Origin of the sequence: Paenibacillus sp. FSL R5-0912 (genome assembly GCF_000758605.1) — a bacterium.
Taxonomy (GTDB): Bacteria; Bacillota; Bacilli; order Paenibacillales; family Paenibacillaceae; genus Paenibacillus_AQ.
The window spans coordinates 33,248-48,978 of sequence record NZ_CP009282.1 but is presented as its reverse complement, the minus strand read 5'-3'; the positions used below and the strand labels follow the sequence as shown (position 1 = coordinate 48,978).

The 15,731-nt window shown below is 52.7% G+C and carries 15 protein-coding genes; 1 reads left to right on the top strand and 14 read right to left on the bottom strand.

The window, feature by feature from the left end:
- Nucleotides 1-11: 11 nt before the first annotated feature.
- The 6 genes from R50912_RS00225 to pth all read right to left on the bottom strand — a co-directional run bounded on the left by R50912_RS00225 (nt 12) and on the right by pth (nt 8,273).
- Complete coding sequence (locus R50912_RS00225; RefSeq protein ID WP_042231424.1) at nt 12-1,667, bottom strand: putative polysaccharide biosynthesis protein; 1,656 nt, start codon at nt 1,665-1,667, stop codon at nt 12-14.
- 221 nt (nt 1,668-1,888) lie between these two features.
- On the bottom strand, nt 1,889-2,431 hold the full coding sequence (gene spoVT / locus R50912_RS00220; protein ID WP_039305786.1) for a stage V sporulation protein T: 543 nt from the start codon (nt 2,429-2,431) through the stop codon (nt 1,889-1,891).
- Between the two features lie 284 nt (nt 2,432-2,715).
- Nucleotides 2,716-3,750 carry a peptidylprolyl isomerase gene (locus R50912_RS00215; protein ID WP_042231422.1) on the bottom strand — a complete coding sequence of 345 codons (1,035 nt, stop codon included), beginning with the start codon at nt 3,748-3,750 and terminating at the stop codon, nt 2,716-2,718.
- Nucleotides 3,737-7,261 carry a transcription-repair coupling factor gene (mfd, locus tag R50912_RS00210; RefSeq protein ID WP_042231419.1) on the bottom strand — a complete coding sequence of 1,175 codons (3,525 nt, stop codon included), beginning with the start codon at nt 7,259-7,261 and terminating at the stop codon, nt 3,737-3,739. Before mfd ends, R50912_RS00215 begins: the two co-directional genes overlap by 14 nt.
- Nucleotides 7,262-7,392: 131 nt before the next feature.
- Nucleotides 7,393-7,623, bottom strand: a complete 231-nt coding sequence (locus R50912_RS00205) for an anti-sigma-F factor Fin family protein (protein ID WP_042231418.1) — start codon at nt 7,621-7,623, stop codon at nt 7,393-7,395.
- Between the two features lie 89 nt (nt 7,624-7,712).
- Complete coding sequence (gene pth / locus R50912_RS00200) at nt 7,713-8,273, bottom strand: aminoacyl-tRNA hydrolase (RefSeq protein WP_042231417.1); 561 nt, start codon at nt 8,271-8,273, stop codon at nt 7,713-7,715.
- 92 nt (nt 8,274-8,365) lie between these two features.
- Between pth and R50912_RS00195 the strand changes: the two genes are divergently transcribed.
- On the top strand, nt 8,366-8,566 hold the full coding sequence (locus tag R50912_RS00195) for a hypothetical protein (protein ID WP_039305774.1): 201 nt from the start codon (nt 8,366-8,368) through the stop codon (nt 8,564-8,566).
- 92 nt (nt 8,567-8,658) lie between these two features.
- On the opposite strand, the gene R50912_RS00190 is transcribed toward R50912_RS00195, so the two are convergent.
- From R50912_RS00190 to yabG, 8 genes are all read right to left on the bottom strand, one after another.
- A complete protein-coding gene (locus R50912_RS00190; RefSeq protein ID WP_019914487.1) occupies nt 8,659-9,612 on the bottom strand; it encodes a ribose-phosphate diphosphokinase in 954 nt (317 codons plus the stop codon).
- 90 nt (nt 9,613-9,702) lie between these two features.
- Entirely contained in the window at nt 9,703-11,106 is a 1,404-nt protein-coding gene (gene glmU, locus R50912_RS00185; protein ID WP_042231414.1) for a bifunctional UDP-N-acetylglucosamine diphosphorylase/glucosamine-1-phosphate N-acetyltransferase GlmU, read from the bottom strand.
- 258 nt (nt 11,107-11,364) lie between these two features.
- A complete protein-coding gene (gene spoVG, locus R50912_RS00180) occupies nt 11,365-11,652 on the bottom strand; it encodes a septation regulator SpoVG (protein WP_036696395.1) in 288 nt (95 codons plus the stop codon).
- A 209-nt stretch (nt 11,653-11,861) separates the two neighbouring features.
- The gene (gene purR / locus R50912_RS00175; RefSeq protein ID WP_042231413.1) at nt 11,862-12,689 is read right to left on the bottom strand and encodes a pur operon repressor; all 828 of its coding nucleotides are present in this window, start codon (nt 12,687-12,689) and stop codon (nt 11,862-11,864) included.
- Nucleotides 12,690-12,859: 170 nt separating this feature from the next.
- A complete protein-coding gene (gene ispE / locus R50912_RS00170; RefSeq protein ID WP_042231412.1) occupies nt 12,860-13,714 on the bottom strand; it encodes a 4-(cytidine 5'-diphospho)-2-C-methyl-D-erythritol kinase in 855 nt (284 codons plus the stop codon).
- Between the two features lie 175 nt (nt 13,715-13,889).
- Entirely contained in the window at nt 13,890-14,066 is a 177-nt protein-coding gene (locus R50912_RS00165; RefSeq protein ID WP_039305760.1) for a small, acid-soluble spore protein, alpha/beta type, read from the bottom strand.
- A 125-nt stretch (nt 14,067-14,191) separates the two neighbouring features.
- On the bottom strand, nt 14,192-14,467 hold the full coding sequence (gene veg / locus R50912_RS00160; RefSeq protein ID WP_036696386.1) for a biofilm formation stimulator Veg: 276 nt from the start codon (nt 14,465-14,467) through the stop codon (nt 14,192-14,194).
- Nucleotides 14,468-14,792: 325 nt separating this feature from the next.
- A complete protein-coding gene (yabG, locus tag R50912_RS00155) occupies nt 14,793-15,692 on the bottom strand; it encodes a sporulation peptidase YabG (protein WP_042231411.1) in 900 nt (299 codons plus the stop codon).
- Nucleotides 15,693-15,731: the final 39 nt, after the last annotated feature.

Sequence of the window (15,731 nt, the reverse complement as noted above, 5' to 3'; positions counted from 1 at the left end):
ATTAGTAAGCCTTAAGGGAACAGGCGCAGCTTCTTCAGCTTGTCCGCCAGCCGGGGGCCGAAGCCCGGAAGCTGGCGCAGCTCGTTCTCGCTGAGCAGCCGCAGCGCCACTGCGCCGAGTGCGAAGACGGCGCAGCCTGCGAGCACGCCGAGCAGGCTCTGCGCCAGCGCAGCGGTCCGCCCGCCGCCGAAGCCGGCCGCGTCCGCCGCTCTGCCCGCGGCGAGGCTCACGGCCGCGGCAACCAGCCCCAGGCCCGCGAGCAGCGCCGCGGGCTTCAGCAGGGCATCTGCGAAGCGCAGCCGCAGATAGCCCTGGCGGTAGAGCAGCAGCACGTTCAGCGCTGCTGCGAAGAGATGTGCGGCCACGCCGGCGATGGCCGCACCGGTAATGCCCTGCTGCGGGACCAGCAGCAGGTTCAGGGCCGCCTTAAGCGCAGCGGCGGCCAGAAGGTGCAGCGCCGGCGCACGCACGGCGCCAAGGCCCTGCAGCAGCGCGGCGGAGATGATGCTGACCGTGCCGCCGGCGGCGGTGAAGGCCAGCCAGGTCATCGCGCCGCTGCCGGCAGCGTCCCCGTACAGAGCCGTGTTAACGGGCTCTGCAAGGACGGCCAGGCCTACGGACGCGGCCAAGCCGAGGAGCCAGAACCAGCGCAGCGACAACGTGATGCGTGTGCGGATAAGTTCCTCGTTCCGCTGGAATTTCGCTTCCGCCAGGGCCGGAATGAATACTACCGACAATGAGGTGGCCAGCATGGTTACGATCTGGACGAGCGGCAGTCCGCGGTTATAGATGCCGAACTGGGCCATAGCGGCCGTCTCGCTGCTGCCGCTTCCCGTCAGCAGACGGGGAACCGTGAACACATCCACCAGGCCGATCAGCGGCATAGCCAGAGCGCCCAGCATCACCGGCAGTCCGTAAGCCAGCAGCTTACGGACATTCGTCTCGCGTTCCGGGTGGACTTCAGCTGCGGCTGGCTTCCCTCTGGCGGGAACCTGAAGCATAGCGGCCTTCAGCCCGCTGCGGCGGTAAGTGCGCCAATAGAGGAGCATAACGGCCAGACCTGCCAATCCTCCGCCCGCAGGACCGAGCAATGCGCCGGCGGCAATACCTGCCGCATCGGCACCGGCCGCTGTCAGATAGAGCAGCAGTGCGATCATGACTGCCACACGCACCGACTGCTCTACGACCTGTGACACAGCGGTTGGCATCATATTATGCAGCCCCTGGAAGTAACCGCGCAGTGCGGCCATCAGCGGTACTACTGCCAGTCCCCAGGCACTGCTGCGCAGAGCGGAGGTAATATGGGAATTGCCGACCCACACAGCAATAACCGGTGCTCCGGTATAGACCAGAATCCCGAGAATCAGTCCGGAGACTGCTGTAATGCCCGCTGACAGGCGCAGCACCCGCCGTCCTTCCTGGTCATCCTGCGCAGCAGATGCCTCTGCCACGAACCGGGAGATGGCTGCAGGCAATCCCAGCATGGCCACCGTGACCAGGATCGTATATAGCGGATAGACCGTATTGTAGATACCGAATGCTGCGTCACCGCCCAGGTTCTGCAGCGGAATCTTCTGCAGGGTACCGATCAGTTTTGAGAAAATAGCTGCCGCGCTAAGAATAAATGCACCTTGCAGCAGCTTCGAGCCTTGGGTGTCCGATTTCATGATATACCTGCTTCTACAGCGTGACTGCCATATTATTGAACGTGAACTTAAGCATGTTACAATGAGGTCCCCATTCTTAAGCTCATCATATTAGAATGAATTTCTATATTATAGCTTAAGTATGCCTGTAAGTGGAAATGGCTTCACTTCATACAACAAAACCCCGCCATTTCCTGTGGAGTCATACCCAGAGGATAAGCGGGGTTCTATAGGCCAATCTCTTACTGCTCCATCTGCTTGCCCAGGAAGGCTGCGGCTGTTTCAGCCATCTTCACTTCCATCTGCGCCATTTTCACCGTGTCATCCTTATTCAGCAGTACTACACAGCCGATTGGATCTCCGCCGGAGATAATGGGTGCTGCCACATAGCTGGATAGCAGCTCCGTGTGGTCTTTGCTGATGTCGTAGCTGCCCCCATTCGTCTCAAGCACCGTTTTACGGCTTTCCATTACCTTCTCCAGCAGCACGCCAACCTGCTTCTCCAAATAATCCTTCTTGGAGCCGCCGGCGAGTGCGATGAAGGTGTCCCGGTCCGTAATCATCGTAATATGCCCTGTTCCCTCAAACAGTGACTCCGCGTATTCTTTCGCGAAATCACCCAGCTCGCCAATCGGAGAATACTTTTTCAATATAACTTCACCATCACGGTCGACGAAGATTTCCAGAGGGTCTCCTTCCCGAATGCGCAAGGTGCGTCTAATCTCTTTAGGGATAACAACTCGTCCGAGGTCATCAATACGGCGTACAATTCCAGTAGCTTTCATTTCACATGTTGCCCCGCTTTCTTAAGAAGTATGGTCCAACTACTGTCCATTATGGGAATGGTTAATCCCAGTGATTTATCGTAATATCTGACCATAGTATTCATCTCTTCCCAGTTCCTTATACATTCAAGCCGCCTGTTTAAAATAGTTCATGCAAAATCACAAACACAACAGGCGCATCATTCCAGTTATGTTCTTAAATTCACCATTCTATACCTGCTCCAGCCTGTTCAAAAAAAGCCGCCTGATGCTTGGCGCATCAGACGGCTTGTCCACCTATAAAATTATTTGGCTGCTTCTGTAGCGGCCGGAGCTGGTGTGGCATCAGCCGGGGCTGGAGTAGCTGCTGTTCCCGGTTCATCGGCTGCGGCGGTGCTCTTCGGCAGGTTGATCTCAATCTTCAGGCTATCCAGATCCTTTTCGAGGAACGACTCCAGGCTGGTGGAAGCTGCTGAGCTCTTAACAGTCTCCAGCTGCTCTGCCGTCAGCGTGTCGAAGGTTGTCTCCTTGCGGGCTTCAACTTTAATGACGTGATATCCGTAGCTGCTCTTCACCGGATCACTAATCGTATTAAGCGGCAGCGTCTGGGCTGCGGCTTTGAACTCTTCTACGTACTTGGACAGCGGCTCATCCTTATATAAGCCCCCGGTATCCTTCGTACTGGTATCATCCGAATATTCCTTGGCAACGGCTGCAAAGTCTGCACCGCCGTCCAGCTTCGCTTTCGCTTCATTGGCACGCTTCAGCGCATCTGCATCCGCACGCTCCTTGCCGTCACCATCCGTCAAGCCAACCAGCACATGACGCAGTGTAGCCACGGTGAAATCAGCTTTAATCGCTTCGTACTCTGTCTTCACCTGCTCGTCCGTTACTTTGAGCAGCATGTCCTGATAAACGGTAAGCACCCGCTGCATATAAGAACGCAGGTCCGATTCGCTTAGATCCTGCTCCTTCAGAGAGCTTTTATAGGAGTCGCCCAGACTGCTCTTGATCGTCTCAATCTGTGTATCGACCTCTTTCTCTGCTGCCTTCTTCGCCTCATCCGTTGCCTGGCCAGCCAGATGTTCAAACGCGACCTCCTGCTTCAGGATAGACTCCTTGAACATATCAATCTCCAGATACTGCGCCTGCTGCGGAGACAGGAATTTCATTACGCGGGTATCCAGATCGAATTCCTTCGCAGTAATCGTTCCGCCATTATAAGTTGCCACCGCTGTATCATCGCCGCTGTTGCTGCTGCAGGCAGCAAGCATTGAGAAGGAAACTGCTGCAACCAGTGAGACCAGCAGCACTTTCCATGGTTTTTTATTTAACGACATTGTGTAATTCTCCCTTCGATTTTAAAGACTGTTTAGCTGCCCCGAGGAATTGCTCCAGCAGTTCAAGCAGCTCTTTGTCGCCCAAGTCTTTGGACTTGATGCGGATCGTTGCTTTCGCATCCTTATCAAATTGTACACGTCTTTCGAAGCTATTTCCAACTTTGGCCAGCTTCGCCGTATCTAACGCCCCGATAGTTCCTTCATGGAAATTGAGTGAGACCTCATCGCCCCGCCGGACCATGGATTCCATACCATACAGTTTGCCGTATACCTTCAGCCGGGCCACAGAGAGCAGATTGATGACTGCTTCCGGCAATTCGCCGAACCGGTCAAGCAGCTCATCCTCAAGCTCCGAGGCATCCTCAAAAGTCGCCACTGCAGCAACTTTTTTATAGATTTCAATTTTTTGGATACTGTCGTAAATATACTCGGATGGAAGATATGCGTCAATCGACAAATCAATCACGGTATTGCCCTGTTTCAGCGAAGTATCCTCTTCACCTAGCACGCTGACCTTACGCTTGCGGATTTCCTCCGCCAGCATCTGCGAATACAGATCGAACCCAACAGAAGCAATGAATCCGTGCTGCTCCGCACCGAGCAGATTGCCTGCTCCGCGGATAGAGAGATCGCGCATAGCGATTTTGAAGCCTGAACCAAGCTCCGTGAATTCCTTAATTGACTGCAGACGTTTCTCGGCCACTTCTGTCAGCACCTTATCCCGCTGGTACGTGAAATAGGCATAAGCTATCCGGTTAGAACGTCCTACACGTCCGCGCAGCTGATAGAGCTGGGAAAGTCCCATTTTATCGGCATCATGCACAATGAGCGTATTGACGTTTGGAATATCCACACCAGTTTCTATAATGCTTGTGCTGACCAGCACATCGTATTCTCCATCGAGGAAATCGAGAATAGTCTTCTCCAGCTCCGACTCTGACATCTGTCCATGCCCGATGCCTACTCTTGCCTCCGGCACCAGCATGGAGATTTGTGCAGCCATCTCCTGAATCCCCTGGACGCGGTTATAGAGGTAATAGACCTGGCCGCCACGGGCAAGCTCCCGCTCTACCGCTTCACGGGTAAGGGTCTGGCTATGCTCAACAACATACGTCTGTACGGGAAAGCGGTTCTCTGGCGGCGTCTCAATAACTGACAAGTCCCGCACACCAAGCATCGACATATGCAGAGTGCGTGGAATCGGCGTTGCCGTCAGGGTCAGCACATCGACATTGGTCTTAAGCTTCTTCAGCTTCTCTTTGTGGGTCACGCCGAAACGCTGCTCTTCATCGACAATCAGGAGACCCAGATCCTTGAACACCAGATCCTGCGACAGCAGTCGGTGTGTGCCTATAACCACATCCACGGTACCCTGTCTTACTCCCTTAATGGTGTCATTCTGCTCCTTGCGGCTGCGGAAACGGCTCAGCACCTGAATATTCAGCGGATAATTAGCGAAGCGCTCACGGAAGGTCTCATAGTGCTGCTGTGCCAGAATCGTCGTTGGCACGAGGACTGCCACCTGCTTGCCTTCAATCGCTGATTTAAAAGCAGCCCGGATCGCCACTTCTGTCTTGCCGTAGCCCACATCTCCGCAAAGCAGGCGGTCCATCGGACGGTTCTGCTCCATATCCTTCTTGATCTCTTCGATCGCGCGAAGCTGGTCACGGGTCTCCTCATACGGGAACATCTCTTCGAATTCACGCTGCTCCTGCGTATCCTTATCGAAGCCGTAACCAAGCGCGCTCTGGCGTTCGGCGTAGAGCTTGATCAGATCATCGGCGATATCCTGGACCGAGCTCCGTACTTTGCTGGTAACTCTCGTCCACTCGTTGCCGCCAAGCTTATATACCTTCGGCTCCTTGTCTTCAGAACCGACATACTTCTGGATGAGATCGATCTGATCAATCGGAACCGAGAGCTTGTCGCCGCCGGCATAGAGAATATGCATATAGTCGCGGTGAATCCCGCTGACCTCAAGCGTGCCGATGCCCATGTACTTGCCGATCCCGTGGTTCTGGTGAACCACATAATCGCCAATCTTCAGCTCCGTATAACTCTTGATCCGTTCGGCATTGTCAATTCCCTTGGAGACCTTCCGCGCCTTGCGCTGCTTCTGCGAGAACATCTCACCTTCGGTGATGACAGCCAAATGAATCGAAGGAAGCTCAAAACCGGAGCCCAGGTTGCCCTGAAGGATGGTCGGGGCTTCAATCCCGTAGTCGTCCAGCACCCGGCGGACACGCTCCATCCGCTCCTCGCCATTGGCCAGCATAATAACCTTCACGCCGGACTTATGCCAGCGTTCCATCTCGGATTTCAGCACGTTCATCTGCCCATGGAAATCCTGCATTCCCCGGCTGATGAAGCCCAGGATATTCTGCGGCTGAATATGCGGAACCTGACGCAGGAAAATCGACATGAACAAGCTCTGGAACGGACGGTGATACATAATCACATCGCTCTCGACAGAAAGATGCAGGTCAGGCAGCGTTTTGCCGTTCTGCAGCAGGTGCAGGTTCCATTCCGACTCATCGCGCTCCAGCTGCTTCGCAGTTTCAAGCAATCGGGCCGGTTCATCCAGTACAAGCAACGTATCCTGTGCCATGTAATCATACAGATGAGAGCGTTCAGGATATAAGAGACTAATATATTTATAGAGTTCCGGAAAATAAGTGCCTTCGCGCAGCATTTCCAGCTCCCGGCCCATTTCCTCACGCAGACGCAGCTTGGCCTGACGGTCGCTCATTTTCTCGAGCTGCCGCTCCAGTAGTGCTGACGCAGCTGTAGAGGCCGCATCCTGGCGCAGCTGATCGGCAATAATCTCCTTGGCCGGAGTAATCTTCACAGTGCGGACCTTATCAATAGACCGCTGGTCTATGGGATCAAAGGTACGAATGGAGTCTACTTCATCATCAAACAGCTCCACCCGGTAAGCTAGTGGAGAAGTCATAGGATAGAAATCAATAATACCGCCGCGCACGCTGAGTTCACCGCGGTTCTCCACCCGCTCGACACGCTCGTAGCCCATTTCAATCATAGACATGAGGAATTCATCGAGCGAAAGGGTACCGTCCTGCGAAACGGTCAGCTGGGCTCCAGCCATCACATGTGGGGCGGGGAGCAGCCGCCGGACACCGGAGTAGGGAACAACTACAACTCCACGGAAGCCCTTGGCACATTTCGTAAGCACATCAATACGCTGTGCGAGTGTCTCGGGGCTGGAGACTGCAGCTTCAGCAGCTACCAGCTCATTAGCCGGATACAGCAGCACACGGTCCGGAGAAAGCGCTTCCTGCAAATCCTCGGCCATCTTCTGTGCCGAGAACATATTATGAGTGACTACCAGCAGCGGACGCTCCGTCTCTTCATGCAGCGCAGCCAGCATAATTTGTCTGGCCGAGCCGGATAAGCCGGAGATAAGCTGCTCCTTCATACCTGCAGCGATACCGCTGGTGACGGACTGAAAATCGGGATCCTTCGAAAAAGCTTCTATAAGACCTTGTAACAACAGGTGCACCTCTCTTACTAAATAGGCTGACAGCAGCGTTGCCGCTGCCACCTATTATAATTAGAATCGAAAACAAGCCTCAGCGGATAAGGCCAAGGCTTGCGGATGACGATAGAGACAGGCGCTTCCACCTACTGAAGCGGACTGGCCAGCAGGCTAAGTTCCGGATTGTTATCCAGGGCCTGCTTACAGTAACCGCAGGTAACCTTCACCGTAATCTCACCTTCTGAATCATACGCTATTATATCTCTGCGTTCCGCAGGGGTCAAGGAATGTAGGCCCAGCTGCATCTCTGTGATATCACTTCTGTCGATGCTTCCTAAGAATGTCCGGCAGTGCCTGCATACATAGTTTATTGCCATCTATATGCCTCCTGAAGGTAGTATATACCTCCAGTATGCCCCGCCCCGGATAGCTTTAGCCTTAAATTACTGCACCCTATACCTTGTAATCAGCCATTGAACTTGGCCATAGTCTGCTCAAATGTGTGCTGCAGGCCAAATTCCACTGCATCACAAGTATCCATAATCATCGTTTCCAGCTTGGGTCCGTCTTTCTTGGCGAATGTAGACAGCACATAATCGACAATTGCAAATCCCGGCTCCGGACGTGAGATTCCCATCCGCACCCGGTTGAAGCTCTGGGTGCCTGTGTGCTGAATGATCGACTTGATTCCGTTATGTCCACCGGCACTGCCTTGATAGCGCAGCCGGATTTTGCCCAGCTCCGTATCCAGATCATCATAGACAACAATCATATCTTCCAGCTGCACCTTGTAATAATCCATATAAGCGCGGACCGCCTCACCGGACAGGTTCATGAAGGTCATCGGTTTAATCAGTACGGTCTTAACTCCGCCAATGACCCCTTCGCCGATCACCGATTTGCATTTATTCTGGTTAAAGACAATGCCGTGTCTGGACGCAAGCTCATCCAGCGCCATAAAACCAACATTATGCTTGGTCTTCGCATATTGCGTTCCGGGATTTCCGAGTCCAACAATCCATTTCATAACTAAAGTCTATCCTTTCCGCCCGGTACTCCCAGCAGAAGAGTTCCGTTTTTGGTACAATAAGTTTATACTCCGAAGACAGGTGATGAACAATGCCACATCAGGGCGATATTTTAACATTACCGCGCCATTTCCAGTACCATATTCAATATGCTGTGCCTGTTGAAGTATTTAGGGGTAGCGCTCATGTAGACATCGGTGTGATTACAGCGGTGGATGAAGGCTTTGTGGAGCTTCAGGGGACGCTATACAACCGCAGCCTGTTCACCTTCATCTCCCGCCCGGGATACTGAGACGTACGATCTGCTCTGTTTCCCGCATCACGCCGACAAGGGTTACATCTTCCGCTTCACGGAGGTGTAACCCTTTTTCTAATATAAGCAGCTTATTCGATCTCGAACAGTTTGCTGATCGACAGCTCTTCATGCACACGAATAATAGCTTCGCCCATAAGCGGAGCTACGGACAGCACTTTGAGCTTGCTTGTCGGATTACTGCTGCGAATTGGAATGGTATCCGTCACGATAATTTCTTTGATTGGAGAGTTCTCCAGGCGTTCATGCGCAGGTCCAGACAATACCGGATGTGTACAGCAAGCGTAGACTTCCTTCACGCCGCCTTCCATCAGAGCATTGGCCCCCAGAACGATGGTTCCTGCCGTATCAATGATATCATCAATCAGAATCGCTGTTTTACCTTCAATGTTACCGATAATGTTCATAACCTCACTAACGTTCGGCTCCGGACGGCGCTTGTCGATGATCGCCAGTGGAGCGTTGAGGAAGTCAGCAAGCTTTCTTGCCCGCACAACACCGCCATGGTCCGGTGAGACGACAACCGGGTTCTGAATTTGCTTGGAGCGGAAATATTGGGCCAGAATCGGAACACCCAGCAGATGATCTACAGGAATATCGAAGAAGCCTTGAATCTGCATCGCATGAAGGTCCATGGTAATGACGCGATGTGCACCCGCTTTTTCAATCAGGTTGGCTACCAGCTTGGCCGTAATCGGATCACGGGAACGGGCCTTACGGTCTTGGCGCGCATAACCGTAGTAAGGAATCACGACATTGATGCTCTTCGCAGACGCACGCTTAAGCGCATCCACCATAACGAGAAGCTCCATCAGATTGTCGTTAACCGGTCCACAGGTGGACTGTACAATATAGACATGACAGCCCCGGACGCTTTCCGACAGCTTAACCTGAATCTCTCCGTCACTGAAGCTAGTAGTATGGGACTCGCCCATCGGAATACCGATATAATCGGCAATCTGACTAGCCAGCTTAGGATTGGAGTTGCAGGTGAAAATCTTTAGTTTGGAATCGCAATAAGTCATAAAATATAAACCCTCCGTGACGGAATTTAACTTCCAAGTAGCGCCGGCGCGGATTTGCAGAGTCCGTCCGGCGCTTTGGCCTTGAGCGCTTTACGATGGACTCTTCGACTGGTCTTTCTTCGCTTTGGCACGGGAGCGGATCTTGTCCGCATAACCCGGCTTGTTCTCCTGTCTTACTCTGGCAACTGCCAGATCATTCTCTGGTACAGAACGCGTGATGGTGGATCCGGCGACAACGAATGCGCCTTTGCCCACAGTTACCGGAGCGACAAGATTCACATTGCTGCCGATAAAAGCATCATCACCGATCTCTGTTCTTGACTTGTTATAGCCATCATAGTTAACGGTGATGGCACCACAGCCGATATTCACATTCTTACCGACCTCAGCATCACCGACATAGCTTAAATGGGACACTTTGGAGCCGTGACCGATTGTAGCATTCTTGATCTCCACGAAATCGCCGATCTTGACCTCTTCGCCAAGCACGGCACCCGGACGCAAATACGCAAAAGGCCCAACGGAAGCCCGTGCGCCGACCTCAGCCTGATTCAGTACGGAATGCTTCACTACAGCACCGTCCATAATCACGCAGTCTTCAATTTCGCTCGCTGGTCCGATCACACAATCTTCGCCGATTACCGTCTTGCCTTTGAGCACAGTGCCCGGATACAGCACAGTGTCTGCTCCAATGACAACATCTGCTCCAATATAGGTAGAGGCAGGGTCGATTAAAGTTACACCGTTCAGCATATGCCCGCGGTTGATACGCTCACGCATATAGCCTTCCGCTTCGGACAACGCCAGGCGGTCATTCACACCAATAGACTCTGCAGCATCATGGGCCTGATATCCAAGAACGATATCTCCCTGTGCCCGGAGTATACCGATAACATCAGTCAAATAATATTCCTGCTGGTTATTGGTATTGGTAACCTTCTCCAGAGCGGCAAATAGCTTAACGTTATCAAAACAATAAGTGCCTGTATTGATTTCGCTGACAGCGGCTTCGCTCTCTGTGCAGTCCTTCTGTTCTACAATCCTCTGCACTCCGCCGTCTTCGCCCCGGATGATCCGGCCATATCCGGCAGGCTGCTCCATAACAGCAGTGAGGACGGTTGCGGCAGCTTTCTGTGCTTCATGCAGCGCCATCAGCCCTTCCAGTGTCTCGGTCATTACCAGCGGTGTATCCCCGCAGATCACGATCGTAGTTCCTTCTTCACCGCCAAGCAGATCTTTGGCTTGTTTGACGGCATGCCCGGTTCCAAGCTGGATATCCTGCAGCACATATTCGGCATTGTCGCCTACATAAGCTTTAACTTTCTCAGCGCCGTGGCCTACGACGACTACTGTACGCTCGCATCCGGTCGCCTTTACTGTATCAAGCACGTGCCCTACCATCGGTTTGCCACAGACGGGGTGCAGCACTTTGTATAATTTAGATTTCATACGCTTGCCTTGGCCTGCAGCAAGTACAACAGCCATTCTTTTCAAGAATGCCAACCTCCTACTTCTTGAACTCACTACTGAATATATCTCATTCCGGGCAAAAAGAAAAGAGAACCATGAAGGCATGGTTCCCTTTTCTTCGAACCCCAATAAAATCCCCCCACAAAGTGGGGCTTTGGCTTCGAGGCTGACCCAGGTACTTTTGCGGGGACCCCGAAACATAAAAAAGTCTTATCTTAAAAAACGGCATGGCTTTACGCCGCCCGGGAGGGCAGCAATCCTTGAGAGTCAGCGCTTCACAGCTTAAGCTCCCTCTTCAATGACTTCTTCTTCTTCCGTAGCGGCGCGTTCGTACTCGGCCAGAACCGCAGATTGAATCTTTTCGCGCGTTCCCGAAGAAATCGGGTGAGCGATATCGCGGAATTCACCGTCAGGTGTACGCTTGCTGGGCATTGCAACGAACATCCCGTTATTACCATCGATGACGCGTATGTCATGAACAACAAACTCGTTATCGATTGTAATGGATGCGATTGCTTTCATTCTCCCCTCAGAGTTGACGCGGCGGAGTCTGACATCCGTAATTTGCATGTGTGTGTTCACCACCTTTTTCCATCAGAGACTTGGTGTATAATTCCACACAGCAAAGCGAATTCCTTCTTTTTCATTCCATAAAATGCCTGATAAAGAAGATTATTTTCGCAGAACCTTTGATTTCGACACATTTCGTGCTGTTATCTTAAGATTCCTCACGGTTTCGACATTATGCCCGGGTTTTTAACTTTGGAAATCCAGCTCACTCAGGAGGAGAAATAATTGCCGGGATACGCGGAAATGCGCCGTACCTTGGAATCTACCTCCGTCAGCTTTACGAGCGATACGTAATCATGCAGCAGGCGTTCTTCCTTCTCCACCGCTCCGGATTCTACAAGTACGCCTACACCGGCGACCTCGGCATTGAACTCGCCCAGCAGATCAACCATCCCGCGTACGGTACCGCCCGCCTTCATGAAGTCATCCACGATCAGCACCCGTGATTTCTCACGCAATGCCCGTCTGGACAGCGACATCGTATGTATACTCTTGTGCGAACCCGAGACGTAGTTAATGCTTACCGCCGAACCCTCGGTCACTTGATGGTCGCGGCGCACCAGTACTACAGGCAGCCCAAGCTGTGCAGCCGTCGCATAAGCGAGCGGAATCCCCTTGGTCTCCACTGTCATCACGACATCAATCTCTACTCCGTAAAAAGCCGTAGCAATAATCTTACCGGCTTGCTCCATCAGGGACGGCAGTCCCAGCAGATCGGACATGTACAAATAACCGCCGGGCAGAATCCGGTCACTCTGCTCCAGCTGTCCGCACAGCCGGTTCACGAAAGCAAGTGCCATGTCCATCGGCATCCGCGGAATATACCTGACTCCGCCTGCAGCACCCGCAAGGGTTTGCAGTTCGCCCATGCCTTCGCCTTCAAATACCTCTTTTATAATAGCCAGATCTTCACTGACCGATGACTTCGCTGCACCGTACCGCTCTGCGAAGGTCGAGAGCGGCAGCAGATCATGCGGCTTCTCAAGTAAAAATTGGGTCATATCAACCAATCGCTGGCTTCGTTTAAGTTTCTTCACGGAATGCTCCTCGCCAAAACCGAATATTATTATGAATAATATCATTTTTGTACGGATTTACACAAGCGAAAACGGTTATACCGTCCTTCAGAAGAAGGCTTGCGCTTCGGCTCAAGAAGAAACGGCTAAGCCGCCAGGGCAGCGCTAACCGTTTCTGTGTGCCTTCTGGATCAGCTCAGCGAACGCACGGCATAGACTTCCTTGCAGAATCCGCGAAGTCCGTTATAGATTCTCGCCACCTTGGACTGCTTCGACACCAGGCCGAACACTGTCGGTCCGCTGCCGGACATCAGTACCCCGTCTGCTCCCAGCTTCACCATCGCTTCTTTGAGCTGCTGTACCTCCGGGTGCAGCTTCAGGGTCACATCCTCCAGCACATTGCCCAGGCCCGCGCAGACCGCCGCGAAATCGCCGGCCTCAATCGCCTGCTGCATCCGGAGTGCGGACGGATGAACCGCGATGTTATTCGCGCGTACGCGTCCGTACACCTCAGCCGTCGATACATTAATCGGCGGCTTGGCCAGGACGACCCAGCATTGCGGCGGACTCGCTATTTGCGTCAGCCGTTCTCCCCTGCCCGTAGCGAGGGCAGTGCCTCCTGTGACGCAGAACGGGACGTCCGAGCCCAGCTCGGCACCCAGTTCCTGCAGCTCCTGCGCCGGGATCCCGAGGCGCCAGAGCCGGTTCAGGCCGCGCAGCGTAGCCGCGGCGTCACTGCTGCCGCCGGCGAGGCCGGCAGCGACCGGAATTCTTTTGTCCAGGTGAATATGTACACCGCTTCTCACGTTATAGCGGTCTTTAATCAGTCTTGCGGCCTGGAAGGCCAGATTCTTCTCATCCAGCGGAATATACCCGGCCTGGCTAGAGATAATAATGGAATCACGCTTCAGCTCGGAGAGCTCCAGACGGTCGGCCAGATCGACCATAGTCATAATCATTTCCACTTCATGAAATCCGTCAGCGCGTTTATTCAGCACATCCAGCATCAAATTAATCTTGGCCGGCGCTTTCTCATACATTTTCAAGGCGTTCACCCACCCTCAGCTTTTCCCGTAAAAACAACTTAACATATTATATGAGAAACTGGCAGTGAAGTCCATTAACAAAAGTTGAGCAAGCTTCTACGGACCCCTGTATTTGGAAAAAGGTACCGCCGGCAGGCGATACCAAGGTTACAACTGCAGACCCCAGCTTACGGCGTTACGATTTCCGTGCTGCCTGTTCAGCAAGCTGAATGGCTCTCTTGACCATGTTCCCGGCATCAACTGCCCGAATCCCGCCCCAGCCTTCCTGCTCTACCGTTTCATAAAATCCAAGCTCCTTGGCCAGCTCTGTCTTCAGTTCCTCCGACATCATGCCCCGTCTTCTGCGGCTCATTACGGATTCCTCCCTTTATGCTATTGGATGATGAGCTACTGCTTATGTAGTATGCGGCCAAGGGACACAGGTCATGCAGCGGAAAAACAAAAAACAGCCCCCCTGCAGGGAGACTGTCCGTGACGCTAAGCTTTAATATACATAATCCGCATCTGCCCATCGTCTTCGGTAACTGTGATTTCCACAGATTCAGTAAGTATATCGGCATAGCTATAGGAGACTCGCTTAAAGGTTTGCTGCTCCTGATCCAGTTTGACAATAAATACAGAAGGGTACGTTTCTTCCAGGACACCGGTACGTTCAACGGTTTTGCGACGACCACCGTTAGCCCGCAACGTGATCTTATGACCGACGTGAGCTTCGAGACTGCGTTTGATTTCCAACAGCGCGTTATTAGCCATTGCCTGACGACCACCTCTTTCCTTGTCCATTATACAACTTTTCACAATCATTGTCAAATCAAATAAATAATTATAGATGATGCCAAAAAAGTTGTCAACGGAATTTTTTTAGCATCACGAAGTCCCGGCTTAAGCTCCTTGTTAGCGGTAATGCTGAACGCAAATCTGCCAAGTAGAAACGGCTTTGCCGTCCTTTTAAGGGACGGTGTTGTTTCAGCGAGAAATAGAAGGATAAGTTATCGTGTGAAACATATAAATTCTTATATTTCCACGAAAAAAGGAAGGATAAGCCGGATCGCTTATCCTTCCTTCTCTATATCTGCCACTACATCACCGAAGGCGCCACCTTCAGGGTAGCAAGATTTTGCAGCCGGGGCATCCCGATACGGAAGCTCCCGCGGGTCTCAATTCCGCCCATTCCCTGGTTGCCACTAATGGTATGGTTCAATACATCGCTCAAATTGACCGTATCGCGGATCGAAGTGAACGAAGCCTTGGCCGCAATATAGACGGGGTCCAGGGCATGAATGAGTATTCTTCCCGGTGAGCTGGCAAAATTCGCCCCTGTGCCCAGCAGCGCCTCGAAATGCGATTGGCAGGCCCCTGCAACAATCGTCAGAGCATCGAAATTCCGCTCATACTCCCGGGCCACCTGGATGGCCGCAACAAAATTCTGTGAATTTTTGTAGCTGCTCAAGCTGTAGAGATCATAAGCCTGCTGTTGCTTAAGTACTCCGTCATGACCGGTAATCACCACAATATCCGGGCGCACACGGGGCAGCAGCCGGTATAAGGTCTCCGCCATTTTGGACTCATGAATGTGATGCCCTTCGGCGGGTATGCGCAACTGCTCATACAGACTCAGGCTTTTCTTCAGGTAAAGCGCGTCGCCGTCCAGATGGAGCACCTTACCCGGCACTTCAAAATAAGCAGCTTCCTTCGGAGATTGGGTCCATGTCCCGGACACACTCTCTCCGCTGCGCTGGCTCTGCTCCTGGCGGTTCTTGCGCAGCCAGCTTAGGGATTCTATAGCTTTGATCTGTGCCTGCTGCCCCCGCTCGGTAATCCGGGTAGGCGGCACCTGCACCAAATCGTCCAGCGGAGAATCCGCCAGCAGACGGAATTCAGTCCCCTTGATGACGGCCCGATTCTGAAATATATTATCCACCCGGAAGGTCACATCGCCGCCATAAGATTTACGAACGACCAAGTCTCCTAAATTCATTTCAACACCACCTCTACCCCATGTTATGGGCAAAGGTCC